The sequence below is a fragment of the Neisseria dumasiana genome, from assembly GCF_022870885.1.
In the GTDB taxonomy this organism is placed as follows: Bacteria; Pseudomonadota; Gammaproteobacteria; order Burkholderiales; family Neisseriaceae; genus Neisseria; species Neisseria dumasiana.
The window spans coordinates 1,252,469-1,275,016 of record NZ_CP091509.1; the positions used below are offsets into that span (position 1 = coordinate 1,252,469).

Below are 22,548 nucleotides of genomic sequence, written 5' to 3' on the forward strand. Positions count from 1 at the left end.
ATGCTCATTATTGGCAAAAAGCTCTCGCCGTATGCCCTATTGTCCATATCGGGCCTGCTGGCAGCGTCTGATCAGGCTGTAAAGTGGCTGGTGCAGCAATCAATGGCCTATGGCGAGTATGTTTCGGTGACCCCGTTCTTTAACTGGGTGCACCTATGGAACACCGGTGCCGCATTCAGTCTTTTTGCGAATGGTGGAGGCTGGCAGCGCTACTTTTTTATCGGAATCACGGTAGTGGTCTCGATTTTTCTGATCAAGCTGATCCTTGAAAATCGTCATAAAGGAGAAGCCATCGCTTACAGTCTTATCCTCGGTGGCGCCATGGGTAACCTGATTGACCGGGTCTTTCGCGGCTATGTTGTGGATTCCTTTGATTTCTATTGGCGAGACTGGCATTGGCCGGCCTTCAACCTGGCTGATATTGCAATTGTCCTCGGTGCCTTACTTTTCGTTTCCAGCAGCTTGTTGGGTAAAAAAGCAAACACCAATGCCGAGTCGGATGGATCTGACTGACACCTACGCCTATACAACACCATGACCGAACTTCCCGACAACATCCTTCACCTGCCGCAATACCAAGTACTGGGCTGCAAATCAACCGACGACGAAATGCACTTCCAGGTGGACGTGCCCGATCCCATCGCCTGCGAGGAATGCGGCGTGCAGGGTGAGTTCGTACGGTTCGGCAAGCGTGACGTTCCCTATCGTGATCTGCCCATCCACGGCAAACGGGTCACTCTCTGGGTGGTCCGCCGCCGATACACCTGCCGGGCCTGCAAGACAACATTCAGGCCCCAGCTACCGGAGATGGTGGACGGATTCCGTATGACACTGCGGCTGCATGAGTACGTGGAGAAGGAATCCTTCAACCACCCCTACACCTTTGTGGCGGCACAGACCGGCCTGGACGAGAAGACGGTGCGCGACATCTTCAACGCCCGCGCCGAGTTCCTGGGGCGCTGGCACCGCTTCGAGACGCCCCGCATCCTGGGCATTGACGAGCTATACCTGAACAAGCGCTACCGCTGCATTCTGACCAACATTGAGGAGCGAACCCTGCTCGACCTGCTGGCCACCCGCCGCCAGGACGTGGTGACCAACTACCTGATGAAGCTGAAAGACCGGCAGAAGGTCGAGATCGTCAGCATGGACATGTGGAACCCCTACCGGGCAGCGGTCAAGGCTGTGCTGCCCCAGGCCCGTATCGTGGTCGATAAGTTCCATGTGGTGCGCATGGCCAACGATGCCCTAGAGAGAGTGCGCAAGGGCCTCAGAAAGGAGCTGAAACCGTCCCAGAGCCCGGACTCTCAAGGGAGACCGGAAAATCCTGCTGAAACGCGCTCACGAAGTCTCAGACCGGGAGCGCCTCATCATGGAGACCTGGACAGGCGCGTTCCCGCAACTGCTGGCCGCCTACGAGCACAAGGAGCGCTTCTACGGCATCTGGGACGCCACCACACGGCTCCAGGCAGAAGCCGCCCTGGACGAGTGGATAGCCACCATCCCGAAGGGCCAAAAGGAAGTCTGGAGCGATCTGGTCAGGGCAGTGGGAAACTGGCGCGAAGAGACCATGACCTACTTCGAGACGGACATGCCCGTCACCAACGCTTACACGGAGTCCATCAACCGACTGGCCAAGGACAAGAACCGTGAAGGGCGCGGTTACTCCTTCGAGGTGATGCGGGCACGAATGCTCTACACCACGAAGCACAAGAAGAAGGCACCGACTGCGAAGGTCTCTCCTTTCTACAAGAAAACCATCGGTTACGGACTGCCGGACTTCGCAGAGGAACTCAACTACGGAGTCGATCTATCAACCATCTGAGGGTGGTATCAGATTGATGGGGTGAAGGTGACCCATCAACCATTAAATCCGTATACCCATTTTTAAATGATTCATAATAAAGCTTAGCCGCCTCCACGCTGCTTACGGCAAACATGGCATTAAATCCTTTGCCCGAGGCATTGAGGCGGTGGGTTTTCTGTTTGAAATGATTCAAAATATATTGGGAAATTTCGCGGATGCGGTCAGGGTGTAGTAAGGCTTGCTTATTCTCGGCTGCGCTTAACTTCTTCTCATCGGTTTCTGTTTCAAGTGATTTAAACTGCGGGCGCACATCGTTGTAATCTACCTTGAATTTCAATACCTTTTCATCACGGATGGCATCGGTAATCACATAAGAATGCAACTGATGGCCAAACACGCTTTGCGTGGTTTCCGAACCCAATGCGTTATCAACAAAAATCGGCTTTGGATTTGGGCGGCAAAATGCCGGCCGGAGCAAAGCGTTCATCATTGATTAATGTGGGATCGTCGCTGCCTATCCATTTAACGGAATAAGGGGGATTTGAAACAATGGCATCAAAAGATTTGTTGTCTTTCAATTTGGGATTCAGCAGGGTATCGCCCAATTCGATATGGAATTTGTCGTAATTGATGTTGTGTAAAAACATGTTCATACGGGCGAGGTTGTAGGTAGTGTGGTTGATCTCCTGCCCGAAAAAACCTTCTTCAATCAGATGCTCGTCAAACTGCTTTTTGGCCTGCAGCAACAGAGAGCCAGAACCGCAAGCCGGATCATAAATTTTGTTGATGGTGCTTTGCCCGTGGGTGGCTAACTTGGCAATCAGTTTGGATACATGTTGTGGGGTAAAGAACTCCCGCCGGATTTTCCGGCATTGGCGGCGTAATTTGAAATCAAAAATTCGTAGGCATCACCAAAAAGGTCGATTTGGTTGTTTTGGAAATCGCCGAAATTTAATTCCGCCACACCTTTCAGCACGGCAGCCAAACGTTTGTTTTTTTTCTGCTACGGTATTGCCTAAACGGTTGCTGGTGGTGTCAAAATCGGCAAACAGACCTTTGATGTCTTGCTCGGAAGGGTAGCCGTTGGCTGAGTTTTCAATTTCAGAAAAAATGTCTGCCAAATCAGTGTTTAGGCTTTCATTGTTATTGGCATTAGCCGCCACATTTTGAAAAAGTTGGCTGGGATAAATAAAATAACCTTTTGTTTTAACTGAATCTTCTTTGATTTCATCTGTGATAACGTTATCGGACAGAGTGGCATAGTCGGTATCTTCGTCATTGAAAAAGGCAGCAAAGTTTTCACTGATAAAACGGTAAAACAGGGTACCTAAAACGTATTGTTTGAAATCCCAACCGTCGACGGAGCCTCGTACATCGTTAGCAATCTGCCAAATTTTACGTTGCAATTCGGCTCGCTGTTGAGTGCTTGTCATGGTAGGTACTCCTGAAAATAGATATACAGATTATGTGTAAGTTAAAACAGGGAAGTATAGCTTAAAACGCAAAGATTGTAGGCAGAATAACTGATCCGAAAGGTTAAATATGTCGAAAATAATGATGCCTTATTTCCATTTGAAATGAGGTGTCATAAAGAAAACTGCCTGTATCATTTAGGCACAAAACGGCTGGTATGATTTCCTCCTACCAGCCGCATATTTTGATTTATGGCATTTAAGATTCTTTCTGCAATTCAGCCAAAGTAATCCCTTCATTCTTCAACCGCCTTACCGTAGGCAGCTTGCCATTAAAATGCCGGGGCGGCTCCTCCCCGGTTGTTTTCAACCATTCACATTCCATACGCTTCAGCAAACCGAATGCCTGCTGTCGCACACCTGCGAAGCCTAATGTGCGGGAGAGCCTTTCGAACAACGCCAAATAGTCCGCTTCCGACTTGCGGACCAATGCCCGTTTTATATCCGCTTCAAAATCGCTCATGCGCTGCCCGGTATACCGCCACGACCACCGGTAAGGTTTCAACGGTTTCTTGGGGCTGTCCGGTTTGCGTTCATTCGGCAGGCGCACCAGCTCATAACCGCTACTGTGAATCCGGGTATGGCGGTTGGTGGCCATCTGCCATTGCTCACCTTTGGGCAAATCGCTGTTTTTATTGCGACGGTGCAGCAAAATAAACCGGACTTTATCCGGCTCCTTATCGTGACGGTAGCACAGCAATTTTGTGCTGCTTTTACCTTTCTGACGCGCACGGTAGCGTTGTTTGGGCGAGTGATGCAGTGAGAAGTTGACGGTAAATTTATCTACCAATACAGGCAACTTTACCGTCGGCACTTCACCGCAGACGTAATACTCGTAGCCGTCCTCTACAGCATCGGCAATTCTCTGCATATAGATGGAACGGCAGGTAAAAATTAACAATCCGGTTTGGGTTTGGGTTTGGGATGGCATCATCTGCACTCCTCGGCAAAATGTTATGGGGAGCCGGAGTGTTTTTTCCTCTGGCCCATATAGTTTGTTCGGGCGCTATGCGCATCATCACCAAACCGGTTGGTCAACTTAGGCTATCTGTTCGTCAGCATCCTTTCTTTCGAGAAGCCACTCAACAATATCGGTATCCGATTCGAAATGCCTGGCCGCATTTCTCTCTTGTTACACCTGATCTTTTACTTTTTTGGTTTACCGTATTCAGTTGTGTTTTTGTGTTGTGTTGCAGATATCATACGCCAAATTTTAAAATTTGGGTATGTAATCAACCCACTAGGATTATCAAGGGTTAGGGCTTTATTTTTAAGTCAGGTAGGGGCAGCAAATATAGAAGAGTCCGAGATAGGGAGCCAAAGCCCCTATCTCGGCAAAAGGAGACCCCTTACAATCACCCTATCCGATGGTGCTAGCCACACCTGTTAATCGTTGGCTAGCCCCCAACGTGATGAGATCGAGATGGTCTGCCAAACCGTCCAGTTTGCCGAAGTCGTATGCACGTAATGGTGCTGGTACGACTACGAAGGGCGCTTCGGGGTGAAACTCCCCGATTCGACCCAATCCGTTTCGGCCTTCAAGAACGGGCGACAAGGAAACGGCGGCCGCAGTAATGCGGAACCGACCTGTTTGTTTGTGAAAGCCGGTAGAGTCCGGCCTGCGGGACGTATCGAAAGAGCGTGACGTATGCAACACACGACGGCTGCGGTGCAACAGAAATGTTGTAGGGCGTACGGGAGAAATCTTGGTATGCCGGCACCCGGAGAAATCCGGGGTCGTTGAGAGCTTAAGCGTGTAACGGTAGCCGAAACGGGTCGGGAAACTGATGCCGAATGGCGCTGTGTTGAATCATCCGAATACCTCATGATGGTGATGAGGAGGCTGCGGACTGAATGAGCCGTAAGAAGCAAAATATCCAGTAAGTCAGGGTTTGTGGACTCTTTACCGACTGAAACCGGGTCACCGGGTAGCCGTAGGGTATGGATATTTATGTGAGGCGGCAGCTAGGAATGATGCAGTAACAACAAACTAACTTGGGAAAGTCTGACTGCCCATAAAACGTACGGGTGGCACCGGCGAAAAGGGTAAAAGACCGGGAGAGTGTCTGAGTAGGAAAGCGTAAGCTGCGTACCCGAGCGTGAGTTCAGCGTGCAAAGGTAAGTCCCGTGAGGGATACGAAAGGAACGGGCAAACGAACAATCTCATCGTAATCAAACCGGATGGCATCCGGGCGTTGAACGGGCTGCCGGCTGATGACCGGCGGTTCGACCGCCGGTTGTTGAGGCGGAGCCTGCGAAGGCGAAAATCGGAGTCCGGTCACTACACACCGACCGGAATAGTTCTCGGCTTGGCCGCCGAGAACTGCCTGCACTTGGCTGTGCAGGAATAACCAATCAACACAACCTACGGTAAGCCGACAGGTAAAACCGTGTATATCTATCCAAATGCTTATCAAAGATAAAATAGATAATGAATACATAGCGGGCTTGGGCCCGCTATTTGCACTTCTGAATATATCCATTTGATTTTATTAATATTAAAACTCGATATTGCTGAGGTGCGCACCTGAGCTAATAAGGTAAAAAAATGTTTCCAATTTTCAACAAAAAGGAATTTGCGAAATGGCATTTGTATTTTTAATAAATAAAACACATATCCGTTGTCTAAAGTGTAAATCACTGTGTATGAATTTTATAAATGATTGATTTTAAAAAATTAATCTATTGAAAGCAAAATGGGATATCTTCCTGTTACACCGTATACGAATCAGTTCTTTTATTTTTTTAGAAATTAATCAATTGAAATCAAAATATTTTTCATCGTTTTTATTTGCCCTGCATCCTAACTGTATGAAAAAATTTCAATAACTTCTTGGAACGATTTTCCAGTTTTTTGTGAACAGTTAACCATCGGGGAATACGGATGAAATATTATACTTTTAATCAAATAATGACTGCTTTCAATATTAAGGCTCCCAATACCGTTTATAACCGTATCAAAAGCGGTTTACTACCTGACAAGGTACGCATAGGTCCTGCTCGGATCGGTTGGCCTGTAGATGAAGTGAATTTGATTTTAGAAGCTATTTCAGCCGGCGCCGACGATACGGAAATCAAGGCATTAGTAGTCAAAATAAATGCTGCCCGTCAAAAGAAACGGGCAGCATTGAGAGAACAATTAAAGACTATCTGTTGATTGCAGATAATGATGCAATTTATTCAATGCTTCGGCCTTTTCGTCTAAAAATTCATAGGCATTGTAATGTTTGTTTTGCACCCCACCGATACCGTGGCTTTGAAGATAGCCACGAACTTCTTGTGAAACCTTCAAGCTGGCCAATAAAGTTTCTACACCGGAGCGGGTGCGTTTCAGAGTAAAGTTTTGAATCTGCCCGTCTACCGCCTTTTTAGCCCAGTCAGACAGGGTAGTGGCGGTCATGGGGGCTTTGCCGCTGCCGAATACCCGCTCGGATAATCTCGGCATTTCTGCCAATATCACTTTGACCGGTTCAATCAAAGGCAAGTAGTGCGGCCTTGGAGGCTTGCCGGGCTTGCCTTTGCCATCTTGCAAAACTAAATAGCTATGATGCACATCTTTCCATTGCAACCGCACCAACTGTGCAATACGGGGCGCTCCCAATAACAAATGCAATTTCAATGAGGCTTTAATGTGTGGTTCGGGATATTGATCAATCATTCTCCAGTAACAACGCATCTCTTCTCCTGCTAATGGGTTTTTATCGGCACGGTTGGAAGCTGTATCAGGAGAAATAACGGCAACAGGATTCATTACTGCATTGAACGAAATAAAATGTTTAGGCAAAGACGGGTTATATTTTGCCTGCATCGCCAAAGTAAATGCTGCATGAAGATAAGAGCGGATTTTATTAGCCGTACGGCCATGTCCTCTTTCATGAATGGAACGAAGAATCAATGCAATTTCATCCGGTGTAATTTGATTGGCCGGCATGTCAATAATGGCGGGATGGGTTTTAAAGACATTTTTATCCAAGTCGGTTCTTACACTGTGCGCAGAAACGCGACCTTTGCTTTTTAAATAATCCATATAAGCTGTCAACAGGTTTCCTAAAGTCAGGACAGCTTCTCCCTCGACTACTTCTTTTTCTGCTGACTGGTTCAAATTGCTTATTAATGCTTCTTGACGTTTCAGCGCTTTCTGCTCTTTCAAATAAACGGAATAACCGCCTTTAGCTTCATATTCAAGATGTTTATCTGCCATTTGTGCTGCCACTCGTGCAGCGCCTTCGATACTGTAGCCGATTCGTGAAGGGTTAATCGCCATACGGGGGTGGTTAGGATCAAAACGCCCAATCGCAAAACGATTGGTTTTACCTTTAAAGTAAGCACGAAAATAGAAAGTGATGCCACGCTTTCCGTGTAGAACTTCCAAAGAACCACAGGGGACAATTTTACGTACAAATACCCATTCGCCTTCCGAAGAGGCCAATATGCGTTGTCTGTCATCGAACATAAATCTAACCGTCTAAAATTAAAAAACAGTATTATTTTAAACAAAATTTAGACGGTTTCAAGTTGAGTGCTGGTTGATATTGAATGATAAGAATTTACAGAATAAATTGATTAACAGCATGTTTTATTTGAAAAATTGATACTGTTGGAATTTGAATGAAATTTATAAATACGGACTGTTAATCCGCAGGTCCCTGGTTCGAGCCCAGGTCGGGGAGCCAAATAAATTAAAAAATAGGCCGCAAGCGATTGCGGCCTATTTTGTTTTTAGACGATTTAACAGGCGGCCTCAGAGTTTATAAAACTTTTGAATCATCTTTGTTACACATCAAAACATACGCCTGCCGTCTTATCAGTTTAATGCTCTTTTCTCATTCGAACCTAAAAATAAGAAACCCATTGCATGAGCAATTTGCACATGACAAAAGGCCGAGACTTTTGCAAAAATAGTCTATTAACAAAATTTGACGCATAAAAATATGCTAAAAATTTTCAATTGACTAAAACCTTTCCGATTCTGAGTAAAAAGTAGGCAAAATCAGAAAGATTTTTCATTTTAAGAATTTTATTGAGTATAAGATTTTAGTAACTTATGTTATTGAAAAGGTCTCAGACCGTCTGAAATTTCAGACGGCCTTACGGTTTGTTGTTTTACTTTTTGTTAAGATTGGTCATCGAACGAGAATGTTTGCCCGAGCGTTCCATCACTCTTTGGCGCAGAACTTCCGCACTGCCGGGCTTGCCGTCTTCACAGAAGGCACGGTAAAGCACGCCGCGAACGGGATCGGCACTGTTCAAAATCGCACCTATCGGCTTCCAATCGGCATTGCGCGGTGTAATCCAGCGTTTGTTTACGGTGTCTCCGTAGCCGAAAATTTTGAATGAAGAGCGTTTGCTTTCTTTGGTTGAAAACGTGGTATCGGCACAAAACAGACCTTCGGCGCTCAAATTGTCATAACCTTGTTTGGATTCGATGTTCAGCACATAACGCACAGAAGTATCAGGCGCGATGCTGATGCTGTCGAGCAGGATTTTCGGCTTTTTGTCGTATGTATTGCCCACATAAATATCAAACCAATGCCCGCTTTGAAGGTCGGGAAAAGGCGGCAATCCGATGTCGGCTTCTTTAAATTCGCGTGCGGCTTTTTCGGTCTCGCTTTCTTGATAGCGGGTGTTGACCAAAGTATCTTTGTCGTGTCGCGGAGCCGCCGTAGAAACGGCTGAAACCGCTAACAGTAAGGGCAATAGCAGAAAACGCATAAAGATTCTCTCTTAAGTTAAACTCGCGTCATTGTAGGGTTAGAGCACACGGTCTGCAACTTGCAGGCGTGTAATCTTCCTTAACTTCACGGCTTTTTACCCGCAAAGCTCCGCAAAAGTATCAGGCCGTCTGAAGAATGCGGTTGCACATACCGGATTGCCAAAATCGTTTTCAGACGGCCTTACCGACCGAAACATCCGCAAACAAACGAACCCGACGCCGCATACGCCAATTCAAGCCCGTTTTATGCTAAAATCGCACGAAATTTTTTCTGTGAAATACCAAATATCACCATGACCGACGCAACCACCCGCAACGACCACCACTTCGCCAAAGAAACCATTCCCATCAGCCTAGAAGACGAAATGCGCCGCAGCTACCTCGATTACGCCATGAGCGTGATTGTGGGGCGTGCGCTGCCCGATGTGCGCGACGGCCTGAAGCCCGTTCACCGCCGCGTGTTATATGCCATGCACGAGCTGAAAAACAGTTGGAACAGCGCTTATAAGAAGTCTGCCCGTATCGTCGGCGACGTGATCGGTAAATACCATCCGCACGGCGACAGCGCGGTGTACGCCACCATTGTGCGCATGGCTCAAGATTTCTCGATGCGCTATGTGTTGATTGACGGTCAGGGCAACTTCGGTTCGGTAGACGGCGACGGTGCGGCGGCCATGCGTTATACCGAAATCCGCATGGCGAAAATCGCCCATGAAATGATGGCGGATATCGAAGAAGAAACCGTTAATTTCGGCCCCAACTACGACGGCAGCGAGAGCGAACCTTTGGTTTTACCGACCCGTTTTCCCGCTTTGCTGGTTAACGGTTCTTCGGGCATTGCCGTCGGTATGGCCACCAATATTCCGCCGCACAATCTGCCCGACACCATTGATGCCTGCCTGCAATTGCTGGCTCACCCCGAAACCGGTATCGACGAGTTAATTAATATCATCAAAGCCCCCGATTTCCCTACCGGTGCAACCATTTACGGTTTGGGCGGTGTGCGCGAAGGCTATAAAACCGGCCGTGGCCGCGTGGTGATGCGCGGTAAAACGCATATCGAACCCATCGGCAAAAACGGCGAGCGCGAAGCCATCATCATCGACGAAATTCCCTATCAGGTAAATAAAGCCAAGCTGGTGGAAAAAATCGGCGAGCTGGTGCGCGACAAAGTGTTGGAAGGCATTTCCGATCTGCGCGACGAATCCGACAAATCAGGCATGCGCGTGGTTATCGAACTGAAGCGCAACGAAAACGCCGAAGTGGTATTGAACCAGCTCTATAAGCTCACCCAGCTGCAAGACAGCTTCGGCATCAATATGGTGGCATTGGTCGACGGCCAACCGCGCCTGCTGAATCTGAAACAGATTTTGAGCGAGTTTTTGCGCCACCGTCGCGAAGTGGTTACCCGCCGCACCTTGTTCCGCCTCAAAAAAGCGCGTCATGAAGGCCATATCGCCGAAGGTAAAGCCGTGGCTTTATCGAATATCGACGAAATGATTCAGCTGATTAAAGAATCTGCCGATGCGCCCGAAGCCAAAGAAAAGCTGCTCGCGCGTCCGTGGCAGTCGGGCTTGGTCGGAGAAATGTTGTCCCGCACCGATTTGGATATGCAGATGGCCCGCCCGGAAGGTCTGCCTGCCGGATTGGGTTTGCAAAGCGGGGGTTATTTCCTGAGCGAAATCCAAGCCGATGCCATTTTGCGCATGAGCCTGCGTAACCTGACCGGTCTCGACCAAGATACGATTGTCAACGACTACAAAAACATCATGGCGCAGATTATCGACTTTTTGGATATTTTGGCCAAACCCGAGCGGATTACCCAAATCATTCACGAAGAATTGGAAGAAATCAAAACCCATTTTGGCGACGAACGCCGCAGCGAAATCAATCCGTTCGGCGGCGATATTGCCGATGAAGACCTGATTCCGCCGCGCGAAATGGTGGTAACGCTGACGCACGGCGGTTATATCAAAACCCAGCCGACCACTGATTATCAAGCGCAACGTCGCGGCGGGCGCGGCAAACAGGCGGCAGCCACTAAAGACGAAGACTTTATCGAAACCCTGTTTGTTGCCAACACGCATGATTATCTGATGTGCTTTACCAATTTCGGCAAATGCCATTGGATCAAAGTGTACAAACTGCCCGAAGGCGGCCGCAATAGCCGCGGCCGTCCGATTAACAACGTGATTCAGCTTGACGAAGGCGAGAAAGTCAGCGCGATTTTGGCCGTGCGCGACTTCCCGGAAGACGAATACGTTTTCTTCGCCACCGCACAAGGTATGGTGAAAAAAGTGCAGCTTTCCGCCTTTAAAAACGTGCGCGCTCAAGGCATTAAAGCCATTGCCCTCAAAGAAGGCGATTCACTGGTGGGCGTGGCCCGCACCTCCGGCACCAGCGATATTATGCTGTTTTCCAACTTGGGTAAGGCCATCCGCTTTAATGAATACTACGAACAGCGCAACGGAGATGTCGATGAAGCGGAAAACGAAGATTCAGACGGCCTCAATGAAGCGGAAGACAACAGCGACGAAAACGGCGAAACACCGGCCTTGAAAGGTAACGGTGTGCGCCCGAGCGGACGCGGCAGCGGCGGCCTGCGCGGTATGCGCTTGCCTTCAGACGGCCGTATCGTCAGCCTGATTACCTTTTCTCCCGAATGCGAACAAGACGAAACCCTGCAAGTGTTGACTGCCACGGCCAACGGTTACGGCAAGCGTACCCCGATTGCCGACTACAGCCGCAAAGGTAAAGGCGGGCAGGGTAACATTGCCATCAATACCGGCGAGCGCAACGGCGAACTGGTGGCGGCGACATTGGTTGCCGAAACCGACGATTTGATGCTGATTACCAGCGGCGGCGTATTAATCAGAACCAAAGTCGACCAAATCCGCGAAACCGGCCGTGCCGCAGCAGGCGTGAAGCTGATTAATTTGGATGAAGGCGAAACATTGGTCAGCTTGGAGCGTGTGGCGGAAGAACCTGAAGAGACAGAAGTTCCCCTTGGAGAAGCAAATAACGGAGAAGCAAACGCATCTGACGATATAGCGGTAGATGCAGACCAAGCTGGTGATGATATCTCCGAGTAATCAAAACATGTATTAAGAGGCCGTCTGAAAGCTTCATTCTTTCAGACGGCCTTTACCGATGAGACAAATAATGACTGACAACGAAGTAAATCAATCTAACAACCAAACGGTTCCCGAGCAACACAAACGCAGCATCCGCAGCTTTGTTTTGCGCCAAGGACATATGACTGCCGCTCAGCAGCGTGCCATTGATACCATGTGGCCTCAATTCGGGATCGACTATCAAACAAACCCGGCAGATTTGAACAAAATGTTTGGCCGTGATAATCCGAAGGTGTTGGAAATCGGTTTCGGCATGGGCACGGCTACCGTAGAAATTGCCAAACGCCTGCCTGAAAAAGACTTTTTAGCCATTGATGTGCACGGCCCCGGTGTAGGCAATATTCTTAAACTGATTGAAGAAGAACAGATAACGAATATCCGGGTGATGCGCCACGATGCTGTGGAAATAGTGGAAAATATGTTAAGCGACGGTTCGCTTGACGGCATTCATATTTTCTTTCCCGATCCGTGGCACAAAAAGCGCCATAACAAGCGCCGTTTGGTGCAGATACCGTTTGTTGCCAAGCTGTTGCCCAAATTAAAAACAGGCGGCTATATCCATTTGGCAACAGATTGGGAAGAATATGCGGTTCAAATGCTTGAAGTGTTAAGCGGTTTCGACAGTTTAAGCAACACCGCAGAAGATTATGCGCCCACACCGGAATACCGCCCTGAAACAAAATTTGAAGCGCGCGGAAAACGCTTGGGACACGGTGTATGGGATTTGGTGTTTGTTAAACGCTAATCTTTCCCAAAGCTTGAAACATTAAAGCCAAACTTAAATAAGCCTGAAAATTACGGCTAAGTTTGAGATTCAATCCCTATATAGCTTAAAGCTGCCTGATTCGGGCAGCTTTATTAGTTTGTCGGCTTTAAAAGATTTGAGGCCGTCTGAAATATTCAACCTACGCGATAAAAGGCCAAGCTGCCTAAAAGGTTGGGCAAAATATTGATGCGTTTACCGGCGGTCATCACGGCGCGCTCCAAAACGCGGATATGGTTTTTCGCGCATAAACGGTCGAAGTCTTGCAGCGTACACCAATGAATATTGGGCGTGTTATACCATTGATACGGCATGCGTTCGGATACAGGCATGTGCCCGCACAATCCGATTTGCAGGCGGTTGCGCCAATAACCGAAGTTTGGAAAAGACACAATGGCTTGCTTGGCGACACGGGTAAGGTCTTGCAAAATGGTTTCGGTATTCTGCATCGCCTGTATGGTTTGGCTGAGTACGAGAATATCGAAGCTGTTGTCGCCGAAATCTTGCAACCCTTGCTCCAAATCCGCCTGAATCACGCTCACACCGCGCTCTATCGAAGCGATAACGCCTTCCGTATCGATTTCTACGCCGTAGCCGGTGCACTGTTTTCGTTGAATCAAGGCGGAAAGCAGTTCGCCGTTACCGCAGCCCAAGTCCAATACCCGGCTGCCTTGCGGAATCCAGTCGTAAATCAACTGTAGGTCGTCGCGTAGTTCAGTCATGCTTGCATTCCTCGGCAACATTGTTCATATAAGCGCGAACGGCACGGATGTAAGGCTCGTCGGTCATTAAAAAAGCATCGTGGCCGTGGTGCGATTCGACTTCGATGTATTGGACATGCTTGCCGGCTTTTACCAAATGTTTCACCAACGCACGCGAACGTGCCGGTGCAAACCGCCAATCAGTGCTGAAACTAGCAATAAAAAATCGGGCTTGAGCGGTTTTTAAAGCGGCAACCAAATCATTGCCGAATTCGGCGGCAGGGGCAAAATAATCCAAAGCTTTGGTCATGCGCAGATAAGTGTTGGCATCAAAACGTTCGGCAAATTTGTCTCCCTGATAACGCAAATAAGATTCCACTTCAAATTCTACGTCATAGCCGTATTGGTAGCCGTTGCTGTGCATGTTGCGTCCGAACTTTTTGCCCAAACCTTGCTCGGCAAGATAGGTAATATGCCCCATCATACGGGCGATACGCAAACCGCGGCGGGGAACGGTATTGTGGCGGCGGTAATGGCCGTCATGAAAATCCGGGTCGGTAATAATGGCCTGACGCGCCACATCGTTAAACGCAATATTTTGTGCAGACAAGCGGGTAGACGAGGCGATAACCAACGCATGCCTGACCCGCTGGGGAAAATCTATCGTCCACTGCAGAGCCTGCATGCCGCCCAAACTTCCTCCCATCACGGCCGCCCATTGCCTAATACCGAAATGGTCAGCCAGAAGGGCTTGGCTTTTTACCCAATCTTTCACCGTTACCACAGGAAAATCAGCGCCGTATTCTTCTCCGGTTTCCGGATTGATGCTTAAAGGGCCCGTGCTGCCGTGGCATCCGCCCAAATTATTCAAACCGACCACAAAAAAACGATTGGTATCAACCGGTTTGCCGGGACCGACCATGCTGTCCCACCAGCCGGAATGTTTGTCTTCGGGAGTATGTTTTCCCGCAACATGATGATTGCCGGAAAGGGCATGGCAGATTAATACGGCATTGGATTTTTCGGCATTCAAACTGCCGTAGGTTTCCACCATCAAATCGAAACGCGGAAGGGTTTGGCCGCTTTGCAGAACAAGCGGAACTTCAAACGGTATTTTCTGGGGAAAAACAATCCACGCATCGTTATCGTGTGTCATGGTAATAAGCAAAACTTGGTAAAGCGGTTATTATAGCCGTTTGATTGTGGTTTGTGCACAACCGCAGGCAGCGTTTATTTTTAGGGATGCAAGGGTAGAAAAGCGCGGCTGCAATTGGTGTAAATTTCTGTAAAGCAATTCTGCTTTGCAGTAAAACCGGCTTATATCGCGGTTGTTCATGTTTTAGAATAAGCTTTCGAGACATTGCATTATCGGATAATCGAAGCAGAACACGAACGGCTTTTCGATTTTCAATGCAGCAGATGGCAGCAGATGTTTTATATCCGTTAAATGTAATATTGGTTATAATGACAAGTTCATCTCGATTTTCGTTTGATTAAACGTTTTTTAAAACAGGAGTATCAATATGGCTTTAGTAGATCGTACCGGTCAGCAAGTACCGAGCGTAGTATTCCACACCCGCGTCGGCGATTCTTGGAAAGATGTTTCTACCGACGAATTGTTCAAAGGTAAAAAAGTAGTGGTATTTTCTCTGCCCGGCGCATTTACCCCCACTTGTTCTTCTACCCATCTGCCGCGTTACAACGAGCTGGCTAAAGCGTTTAAAGAAAACGGTGTGGACGATATTTTGTGCGTATCTGTAAATGATACGTTTGTTATGAATGCTTGGGCTGCTGATGAAGAGTCTGACAATATCACCATGATTCCCGACGGCAACGGTGAATTTACCGAAGGCATGGGCATGCTGGTAGATAAAGACAACTTGGGCTTCGGCAAGCGTTCTTGGCGTTATTCTATGCTGGTGAATGACGGAAAAATCGAAAAAATGTTTATCGAGCCGGAAAAAGAAGGCGATCCCTTTGAAGTTTCCGATGCCGACACCATGCTGAAATATATCGCTCCTAACTGGAAAGCACAGGAATCGGTAGCCATCTTTACCAAGCCCGGTTGCCAATTTTGCGCCCAAGCTAAAAAAGCTCTGGAAGAAAAAGGCTTATCTTACGAAGAAATCGTATTGGGCAAAGATGCCAGCATTGTTTCCGTGCGTGCCATTACCGGTAAGGCAACTGCTCCGCAAATCTTTATCGGCGGTAAATACATTGGCGGTAGTGAAGACTTGGAAGTTTATTTGTCTAAAAACTAACTTGACCGATAGGATGATTGAGCTGAGGGATTAAAACCATTCCCTTATGTTTGATCGGGTAAAGCGTGCCGTGATGATAATCGATCAGAACGGCACGCTTTAGATATATTCAAAGAAATCTATTGTATCGGGCCGTCTGAAAAATCCTTTTCGGCAATTTTACACAAACAGGATAATGTGAATATTTTGTTTTTGTAAGATTGCCTTATTCCCTTTATTTGTTTCTCTAAATTTAGAACCGTTTGCAACGGTTTTTAAAAGGAAAAATAACTATGAAAAAAATCCAAGCTGATGTGGTGGTTATCGGTGGCGGTACTGCCGGTATGGGGGCGTTTCGCAGTGCCCGGCAGCATACCGACAATGTTTATTTGGTTGAAAGCCATGTGTTCGGCACAACGTGTGCCCGCGTAGGCTGTATGCCTTCCAAGCTGCTGATTGCGGCTGCCGAAGCGCGTCATCATGCTTTGCACACCGAACCGTTCGGCGTTCATTTGGATAAAAACAGCGTTACCGTTAACGGCGAAGAAGTGATGAATCGCGTGAAATCTGAGCGCGACCGTTTTGTCGGCTTTGTGGTAAGCGATGTGGAAGAGTGGCCGGCCGAGAAAAGGATCATGGGTGCGGCCAAATTCGTTAACGAGCATACCGTTCAAATTGACGACCACACTCAAATTGAGGCCGATCGGATTGTGATTGCAACCGGATCGCGTCCTATTGTATTGCCGCAATGGGAAGCCTTGGGTGATCGGCTGATCATTAACGATGATGTGTTTTCTTGGGATACGCTGCCTGAGCGGGTGGCCGTATTCGGCCCCGGTGTGATTGGTTTGGAGCTTGGGCAGGCACTTCACCGTTTGGGTGTAAAAGTAGAAATTTTCGGTGTGGGCGGCACGCTGGGCGGTATTTCCGATCCGGTTATATTGCAGGAAGCTAAATCCGTATTCGGAGAAGAACTGGTGCTGCATCTTAATGTGCGCACCGAAGCCAAACTGAATGACAAAGGCGAAGTGGAAATTCATTGGTCAGAAAACGATAAAAGCGGCGTTTTTACCGCCGACTACTTGCTGTCTGCGATAGGCCGTCGCCCGAATACCGATAATCTCGGTCTTGAAAATATAGAGATAGAATTAGACGAACGCGGTGTGCCCAAAGCCCATCCGTTAACCATGCAAACCAGCATTCCCCACATTTTTATTGCGGGCGATGCGTCCAACCAACTGCCGTTACTCCACGAAGCCAGCGACCAAGGTAAAATCGCAGGCGACAACGCCGGCAGATACCCCGATATTCACAAAGGCTTGCGCCGCAGCACCATCGGTGTGGTGTTTACCAACCCGCAAATTGCTTTTGTCGGTTTGAAATATGCACAAGTGATGGAGCGTTACAAAAATCCGGAATGCGTGGTAATCGGCGAAGTATCGTTCCGAAACCAAGGGCGCAGCCGTGTGATGTTGGTGAACAAAGGCCACATGCGCGTTTATGCCGAACAAAGCACCGGCTTGTTTATCGGAGCGGAAATGGTGGGTCCTGCGGCCGAACACTTGGCGCATTTGCTCGCATGGGCGCACCAGCAAAAGATGACGATTCCGCAAATGCTGGATATGCCTTTCTATCATCCTGTTATTGAAGAAGGTTTGCGTACTGCTTTACGCAGCGTGAACAGCCAGTTAAAGCTGGGAGAGTTGCATAGCGAATGTGCCGAATGCCCGGGTGAATAATCGGTTCGGCTTGCTCTGCATAATACGAAAAATAACCATGCCGTCTGAAACATTCAGACGACATGGTTATTTTTAATCCGATAGAATCGGTTAACCGTTTTTTATGCTTTGCCGTACTTTAAACCGAAATACGACGCGGGTACGGCAAATGTGTTGCGGTTATTTTTTCGCTTGTTTGTTCAACTTGGCGGTAGCGGCTTTATCAAGCACGCAAGAGCGTGCAACGATTTGAGATACTTGGTGCTGCTTGCCGTTTACCGTTTCGATACCTTCTTGGGTCAGCATGTTGCCGTTTACTTTATCTACATTGGCGGCATTGGCTTTTTCAGCCACCCAAGTAATGCCGTTGCCGGTAAACATGTTGGAGTCTTGATTGCCGGTTACGCGGAACAGCCCCGGAGACAATTTGTTCAGATATTTCACTTGGGCAATGACAACTTCTCCGTTTTTGAAGCCGTACATAACATGCAGCGGATTTTTGTTGCCGCATTTGTATGCCACTTCTTTTTTGCCGTCGATAGAATCAACCTGTACGGTTTGCGGCGCTTGAACTTTGGTTTGCGGAGCCTGTTGTTGTGCTTGTTGTTGAACTGCAGGCACAGGTTGGGCGGCTTGGGCTTTAGGTTGGTCTTTGCCGAACATACCGCAAGCACTCAGCGTTGCAGTCAATGCCAATACCGGAACGATGGTTTTCAAATGTGTCATAGATTACTCCGTTGTGAAAGTGGAAGTGTAATAAAAAAGTGATAAAAGCAGAAAGTGGCTGCTAAGTGCGCAAGGCACGGATTTCATTTGGTCAACCATAACAGATAAAAAGTTCCTTGTCTTTGTTGCAGCCGCAATAAGCCTGGCGGAGTGCTTGCGCAAAGGCATCCGAATGATGTTGTTAATTTTTATGCTTTTGATTTCATAGTTTTTTTATCTGTCATGAAAAAACAATTCAAATCAAGTAAAAATAGCATAAGGCCGTCTGAAAACCTGTTTGGGCTTTCAGACGGCCTGTGGGTTTGTTTTAAATGGCAGCTTATGTGTAGGAAATTCTAGCGTTGTTTACACTTTCCGTTTTTTGCATGCAGACCCATTTTGGGATTTTTGAGGGTTGTCAAGAATGCCGAAAGGCACGGCGAAGCCGCATCGTTCTTGAGAATACTCAAAAATCACGAAACCATCATTCCTGCAAAAAACAAAAGCTGTTTGGTATAAAAAGTGTAAATAACCCGACCTTTTCCAACAGCTATGGTGCTTCATGCCGGATAACGGCACCGATGTCTTTCAGACGGCCCAATACTTCGCTCCAAGCCTGTTCAATCTGCGAGCAGGCTTCGCCAACGGCTTTGATGCCGAATTCGATGTGCGGCGGAACGACTTCGCCGTTCTCTTTTGTCCAACCTACGCTGGGCAGGCTGAACGAACGGATGCCTTCGTAATGTGCCTCCACATCGCGCATAATCGGGGCGACATGGGATTCGGGCATGCTGAATATCCATACGCTGCGTTGGGCGCTGTTTACGGTATTGAAACGGTCGGCATAATAGGTTTCCAATACCCATTCGGCCATCGGGTGCGCCATCACGGGAAAGCCGGGGAAGAAATAGTGCTCTTTAATCGAAAATCCGGCGATTTTGTTGTAAGGGTTGGGAACAAGTTCTGCTCCTTCGGGGAAATCAGCCATCAGCAAACGCTGCCGGTGCGAAGGCGAGTCCAAGCCGTCGCCGCGTTTGAGGGAAGTTTCTTCGATAAACGGCACGGCTCCGGCATGTCGGACGATAGGCAGTTCCAACGCTTCGGCAGCGGCCTGACGGGTATGGTCGTCGGGGGTGGAGCCGATGCCTCCGGTAACAAATGCAGGCAGGCCGTCTGAAAAGCTGCGGCGAAGCTGCTTAACCAAAAAGGTATAGTTGTCGGGCAGATATTGCACTTGGTTTAAACGCAATCCGCGAGATTCCAACAGATGTTTGAAAAAAGCAAAATGCTTATCTATGCGGCTGCCGTGCAGAATCTCGTCGCCGATAATGATGAGGTTGAAATCGATCATAATGTTTACTTTGATAAGGTAATAAGGTCGGATCAAGCCCGCTTTCTGCTGCATCGTTTCTTGTTCCGGTCGGGGCATCACAGCAGGGCAAACCGCCGCAATGCCTTCTGACGGTACACCCTGAAGTGAAAGGCCCAAAGCCAAAGCACTTGAACACATCTTCAGGAACATTTCAGGCTGGACGAATCAGCCGATTCATACAATAATAACCCGTTTTCGGGCCGTCTGAAACGGCATAATCATAATCAACAGGATTTTCCCGATGAGCCAGCATAACCATACTATTCTACAAAGCCTACCAACAGGTCAAAAAGTGGGCATCGCCTTTTCAGGCGGCCTTGATACTTCGGCAGCCCTGCTGTGGATGAAACTCAAAGGCGCCTTGCCTTATGCCTACACCGCCAATCTCGGCCAGCCCGATGAAGACGATTACAACGCCATTCCCAAAAAAGCCAAAGAATACGGTGCTATCGAAGCCCGCCTGATCGACTGCCGCAGCCAGCTTGCGCACGAGGGCATTGCCGCCATCCAATGCGGCGCGTTTCATGTCACCACCGGCGGTGCCACCTATTTCAATACCACACCTTTAGGCCGCGCCGTAACCGGCACCATGCTGGTATCGGCCATGAAAGAAGACGACGTCAACATTTGGGGCGACGGTTCCACCTATAAAGGCAACGACATCGAGCGTTTCTACCGTTACGGCCTGCTGACCAATCCGAACCTGCGTATTTACAAACCGTGGCTCGATCAAACCTTTATCGACGAACTCGGCGGCCGCCAAGAAATGAGCGAATTTCTCATCGCCAACGGCTTCGACTACAAAATGTCGGTTGAAAAAGCCTATTCCACCGATTCCAACATGCTCGGCGCCACCCACGAGGCCAAAGATTTAGAATTTTTAAACAGCGGCATCAAAATCGTTAAACCGATTATGGGCGTAGCGTTTTGGGATGAAAATGTAACCGTTAAAGCCGAAGAAGTGACCGTGCGCTTTGAAGAGGGCATACCGGTAGCCTTGAACGGCAAAGAGTTTGCCGACCCTGTGGAACTGTTTCTCGAAGCCAACCGCATCGGCGGCCGCCACGGCTTAGGCATGAGCGACCAAATCGAAAACCGCATCATCGAAGCCAAATCACGCGGTATTTACGAAGCACCGGGCATGGCTTTGCTGCACATCGCTTACGAGCGTTTGCTGACCGGAATCCATAACGAAGACACCATCGAGCAATACCGCATCAACGGCTTGCGCTTGGGCCGCTTGCTGTATCAAGGCCGCTGGTTTGATTCACAAGCATTGATGCTGCGCGAAACCGCCCAACGCTGGGTGGCCAAAGCGATTACGGGCGAAGTAACGCTGGAGCTGCGCCGCGGCAACGATTACTCAATTCTGAACACCGAATCGCCGAACCTGACTTACCAGCCCGAGCGTTTGAGCATGGAAAAAGTAGAGAACGCCGCCTTCACCCCTGCCGACCGCATCGGCCAACTGACCATGCGTAATCTCGACATCGTCGATACGCGCAATAAGCTCGGCCTGTATTCACAAACCGGCCTTTTGGCTTTGGGCGAAGGTTCGGTGTTGCCCCAACTGGGTAACAACGAGAAATAAAGCGGATATACGCTGATATGTTGTTTTCTTAAGCAGAAGGCCGTCTGAAAAAGTGAACTGTCCCCCAATCCTTGGACAAGTTAAGAATGTTTCTCAAACATCCTCTTCAAGCTGAGTTCTGTAGGCCACAGGGCTCAGCTTTTTTAAGTTTAAACTAATACGTTCATGATTGTAGTAATGGATGTAATCATTGATCACCGTTGTCAGCTCTGCCACCGATAACGCACCTTCTTCATAAAAGCTTTCCGTTTTCAATGTGCCGAAGAAACTCTCAATCGGCGCATTGTCCCAACAGTTGCCTTTGCGCGACATGCTTTGCACAATCCCGTTCTCCGCCGATTTCGCCCGATAAGCACCGGTTCTATACAGTACGCCTTGGTCGGAATGCAGCAGCGGCGTTGCCCCTTTCAGACGACCGAATGCGTTATCCAACATTTGCGTTACCATTTCGCCGTTTGCTCTGCGGCTTAAAGAATAGGCCACAATCTCGCGATTGAACACATCCAAATATCGGCGATAAGTACAGTTTGCCGTCTGTGCATTTAAACTCGGTCACATCGGTCAACCACTTATCTCGCGATTTGACGGCACTGAATTCACGATTGAGAATGTTTGCCGCAGCCTCCCCTATGGCCTGCGGGCGGCAGGTTCTTTTGCTGCGGACTTTGGCTTTCAACCCCAATAAACCCATAATGCGCCCGGCTTTCTTTTTGTTCCACGACAATACGGCGGCAATCCGCCGTTGGCCGTAGCGGCCTTTGTGTTGACGGTATACTTCGCTCACTGCGGTTTTGGCCGCAGCATCGGGGTCGGGTTTGCCGATATGGTAATGGAAACTGCTTTTGGGGATGCCGGCACTGTGCAGCAGATATTTCAGCGGGTGTTTCGCCCTCAATTTTTGAATGGTTTCGCAGCTTTGGCGGCGTTCTCTTCCTTTTCGTTGAAGGCTTTCATGTGCTTTAGGTAGTCGTTCTCCGCACGCATATAGCGCAGTTCTTCAATCAGCTCTGCTTGGGTTTTTTCATGGTCGGGCTTATCGACGATAAACGGGTTTTTGCGTTTGGTTTTCATGGGGTGTGCCTGAGGGTGTTGCAGTGCGGCGATGCCGCCTTGCCGATAGGCGCCTATCCAACGGCGCAGGTGTGTGCGCGAGACGTTGAAATGCTCTGCGGTGCGCTGTTGGCTGCGCACTTGGTGATAATGGAGTACGGCTCGGTATTTGAAGTCTAGTGTATATTTGGACATAAGAAAACTGCACCTTTTTAAGTTGGAGGGGTGTCCAACTTTTGGGTTGCAGTTCAACCGCATACTGGCCTTTTTCTGTTGTGGAAA

General features: G+C 48.5%; 17 protein-coding genes and 3 pseudogenes. 8 read left to right on the forward strand and 12 right to left on the reverse strand.

The genetic code is table 11. The annotated features are described in order from the left end of the window. Together lspA and LVJ88_RS05680 are read left to right on the forward strand one after the other, a co-directional pair. Nucleotides 1–513 (forward strand): signal peptidase II, encoded by a 513-nt coding sequence (gene lspA, locus LVJ88_RS05675; RefSeq protein WP_027013448.1) that lies wholly within the window; start codon nt 1–3, stop codon nt 511–513. 21 nt (nt 514–534) lie between these two features. Continuing rightward, nucleotides 535–1,825: pseudogene (locus LVJ88_RS05680) on the forward strand (ISL3-like element ISPpu12 family transposase). 61 nt (nt 1,826–1,886) lie between these two features. On the opposite strand, the pseudogene LVJ88_RS05685 reads toward LVJ88_RS05680, so the two are convergent. The 3 genes and pseudogenes from LVJ88_RS05685 to LVJ88_RS05695 form a co-directional block, all read right to left on the reverse strand. Beyond that, nucleotides 1,887–2,249 (reverse strand): annotated as a pseudogene (locus LVJ88_RS05685) (type I restriction endonuclease subunit R); the annotation flags it as partial. Continuing rightward, a pseudogene (locus LVJ88_RS05690) lies at nt 2,242–3,240 on the reverse strand (type I restriction-modification system subunit M); the annotation flags it as partial. The pseudogenes LVJ88_RS05690 and LVJ88_RS05685, both read right to left, overlap by 8 nt. 238 nt (nt 3,241–3,478) lie before the next feature. Further along, nucleotides 3,479–4,213, reverse strand: a complete 735-nt coding sequence (locus LVJ88_RS05695; protein WP_244694191.1) for a hypothetical protein — start codon at nt 4,211–4,213, stop codon at nt 3,479–3,481. A gap of 1,950 nt (nt 4,214–6,163) precedes the next feature. On the opposite strand from LVJ88_RS05695, the gene LVJ88_RS05700 reads away from it, so the two are divergent. Continuing rightward, complete coding sequence (locus LVJ88_RS05700) at nt 6,164–6,436, forward strand: helix-turn-helix transcriptional regulator (RefSeq protein WP_085418394.1); 273 nt, start codon at nt 6,164–6,166, stop codon at nt 6,434–6,436. On the opposite strand, the gene LVJ88_RS05705 is transcribed toward LVJ88_RS05700, so the two are convergent. Then, entirely contained in the window at nt 6,419–7,732 is a 1,314-nt protein-coding gene (locus LVJ88_RS05705) for a tyrosine-type recombinase/integrase (protein WP_085418395.1), read from the reverse strand. The genes LVJ88_RS05700 and LVJ88_RS05705 overlap by 18 nt on opposite strands. Nucleotides 7,733–8,382: 650 nt before the next feature. Beyond that, nucleotides 8,383–8,991: a CNP1-like family protein gene (locus LVJ88_RS05710; RefSeq protein ID WP_085418396.1), complete on the reverse strand. Its 609-nt coding sequence runs from the start codon at nt 8,989–8,991 to the stop codon at nt 8,383–8,385. 294 nt (nt 8,992–9,285) lie between these two features. Here LVJ88_RS05710 and gyrA point away from each other — a divergent pair, with 294 nt between their 5' ends. Both gyrA and trmB read left to right on the forward strand, forming a co-directional pair. Beyond that, entirely contained in the window at nt 9,286–12,084 is a 2,799-nt protein-coding gene (gene gyrA, locus LVJ88_RS05715; protein WP_085418397.1) for a DNA gyrase subunit A, read from the forward strand. Nucleotides 12,085–12,154: 70 nt separating this feature from the next. Next, nucleotides 12,155–12,871, forward strand: a complete 717-nt coding sequence (gene trmB / locus LVJ88_RS05720) for a tRNA (guanosine(46)-N7)-methyltransferase TrmB (RefSeq protein WP_085418398.1) — start codon at nt 12,155–12,157, stop codon at nt 12,869–12,871. Between the two features lie 155 nt (nt 12,872–13,026). Here the strand turns inward: trmB and metW are convergent, their stop codons facing one another. Together metW and metX are read right to left on the reverse strand one after the other, a co-directional pair. Next, the gene (gene metW / locus LVJ88_RS05725; RefSeq protein ID WP_085418399.1) at nt 13,027–13,611 is read right to left on the reverse strand and encodes a methionine biosynthesis protein MetW; all 585 of its coding nucleotides are present in this window, start codon (nt 13,609–13,611) and stop codon (nt 13,027–13,029) included. Continuing rightward, nucleotides 13,604–14,746, reverse strand: coding sequence for a homoserine O-succinyltransferase MetX (gene metX, locus LVJ88_RS05730; protein WP_085418400.1), 1,143 nt, complete (start codon nt 14,744–14,746; stop codon nt 13,604–13,606). The genes metW and metX overlap by 8 nt, the downstream gene beginning before the upstream one ends. A 367-nt stretch (nt 14,747–15,113) precedes the next feature. On the opposite strand from metX, the gene LVJ88_RS05735 reads away from it, so the two are divergent. Beyond that, nucleotides 15,114–15,851, forward strand: a complete 738-nt coding sequence (locus LVJ88_RS05735) for a glutathione peroxidase (RefSeq protein WP_054599718.1) — start codon at nt 15,114–15,116, stop codon at nt 15,849–15,851. A 272-nt stretch (nt 15,852–16,123) separates the two neighbouring features. After that, nucleotides 16,124–17,569: a dihydrolipoyl dehydrogenase gene (locus LVJ88_RS05740; protein ID WP_085418401.1), complete on the forward strand. Its 1,446-nt coding sequence runs from the start codon at nt 16,124–16,126 to the stop codon at nt 17,567–17,569. A gap of 159 nt (nt 17,570–17,728) precedes the next feature. Here LVJ88_RS05740 and LVJ88_RS05745 read toward each other — a convergent pair whose 3' ends face one another. Both LVJ88_RS05745 and LVJ88_RS05750 read right to left on the reverse strand, forming a co-directional pair. Continuing rightward, a complete protein-coding gene (locus LVJ88_RS05745; RefSeq protein ID WP_085356516.1) occupies nt 17,729–18,274 on the reverse strand; it encodes a hypothetical protein in 546 nt (181 codons plus the stop codon). Between the two features lie 529 nt (nt 18,275–18,803). Next, on the reverse strand, nt 18,804–19,604 hold the full coding sequence (locus tag LVJ88_RS05750; RefSeq protein ID WP_085418427.1) for a competence/damage-inducible protein A: 801 nt from the start codon (nt 19,602–19,604) through the stop codon (nt 18,804–18,806). Nucleotides 19,605–19,866: 262 nt separating this feature from the next. On the opposite strand from LVJ88_RS05750, the gene argG reads away from it, so the two are divergent. Continuing rightward, entirely contained in the window at nt 19,867–21,216 is a 1,350-nt protein-coding gene (argG, locus tag LVJ88_RS05755; RefSeq protein ID WP_085359319.1) for an argininosuccinate synthase, read from the forward strand. 93 nt (nt 21,217–21,309) lie between these two features. Here argG and LVJ88_RS05760 read toward each other — a convergent pair whose 3' ends face one another. Genes LVJ88_RS05760 through LVJ88_RS05770 form a run of 3 tightly spaced genes read right to left on the reverse strand, consistent with a single transcriptional unit; the run spans nt 21,310 to nt 22,461 of the window. Then, nucleotides 21,310–21,717, reverse strand: a complete 408-nt coding sequence (locus LVJ88_RS05760; protein WP_332888959.1) for an IS3 family transposase — start codon at nt 21,715–21,717, stop codon at nt 21,310–21,312. After that, nucleotides 21,641–22,111, reverse strand: a complete 471-nt coding sequence (locus LVJ88_RS05765) for an IS3 family transposase (protein WP_244694192.1) — start codon at nt 22,109–22,111, stop codon at nt 21,641–21,643. The genes LVJ88_RS05760 and LVJ88_RS05765 overlap by 77 nt, the downstream gene beginning before the upstream one ends. Next, entirely contained in the window at nt 22,108–22,461 is a 354-nt protein-coding gene (locus LVJ88_RS05770; RefSeq protein WP_085418403.1) for a helix-turn-helix domain-containing protein, read from the reverse strand. Before LVJ88_RS05770 ends, LVJ88_RS05765 begins: the two co-directional genes overlap by 4 nt. Between the last annotated feature and the right edge of the window lie 87 nt (nt 22,462–22,548).

Coding starts and splice junctions, on each gene's coding strand:
- lspA (WP_027013448.1), top strand. CDS start 1: ATGCTCATTATTGGCAAAAAGCTCTCGCCGTATGCCCTATTGTCCATA.
- LVJ88_RS05695 (WP_244694191.1), bottom strand. CDS start 4,213: ATGATGCCATCCCAAACCCAAACCCAAACCGGATTGTTAATTTTTACC.
- LVJ88_RS05700 (WP_085418394.1), top strand. CDS start 6,164: ATGAAATATTATACTTTTAATCAAATAATGACTGCTTTCAATATTAAG.
- LVJ88_RS05705 (WP_085418395.1), bottom strand. CDS start 7,732: ATGTTCGATGACAGACAACGCATATTGGCCTCTTCGGAAGGCGAATGG.
- LVJ88_RS05710 (WP_085418396.1), bottom strand. CDS start 8,991: ATGCGTTTTCTGCTATTGCCCTTACTGTTAGCGGTTTCAGCCGTTTCT.
- gyrA (WP_085418397.1), top strand. CDS start 9,286: ATGACCGACGCAACCACCCGCAACGACCACCACTTCGCCAAAGAAACC.
- trmB (WP_085418398.1), top strand. CDS start 12,155: ATGACTGACAACGAAGTAAATCAATCTAACAACCAAACGGTTCCCGAG.
- metW (WP_085418399.1), bottom strand. CDS start 13,611: ATGACTGAACTACGCGACGACCTACAGTTGATTTACGACTGGATTCCG.
- metX (WP_085418400.1), bottom strand. CDS start 14,746: ATGACACACGATAACGATGCGTGGATTGTTTTTCCCCAGAAAATACCG.
- LVJ88_RS05735 (WP_054599718.1), top strand. CDS start 15,114: ATGGCTTTAGTAGATCGTACCGGTCAGCAAGTACCGAGCGTAGTATTC.
- LVJ88_RS05740 (WP_085418401.1), top strand. CDS start 16,124: ATGAAAAAAATCCAAGCTGATGTGGTGGTTATCGGTGGCGGTACTGCC.
- LVJ88_RS05745 (WP_085356516.1), bottom strand. CDS start 18,274: ATGACACATTTGAAAACCATCGTTCCGGTATTGGCATTGACTGCAACG.
- LVJ88_RS05750 (WP_085418427.1), bottom strand. CDS start 19,604: ATGATCGATTTCAACCTCATCATTATCGGCGACGAGATTCTGCACGGC.
- argG (WP_085359319.1), top strand. CDS start 19,867: ATGAGCCAGCATAACCATACTATTCTACAAAGCCTACCAACAGGTCAA.
- LVJ88_RS05770 (WP_085418403.1), bottom strand. CDS start 22,461: ATGTCCAAATATACACTAGACTTCAAATACCGAGCCGTACTCCATTAT.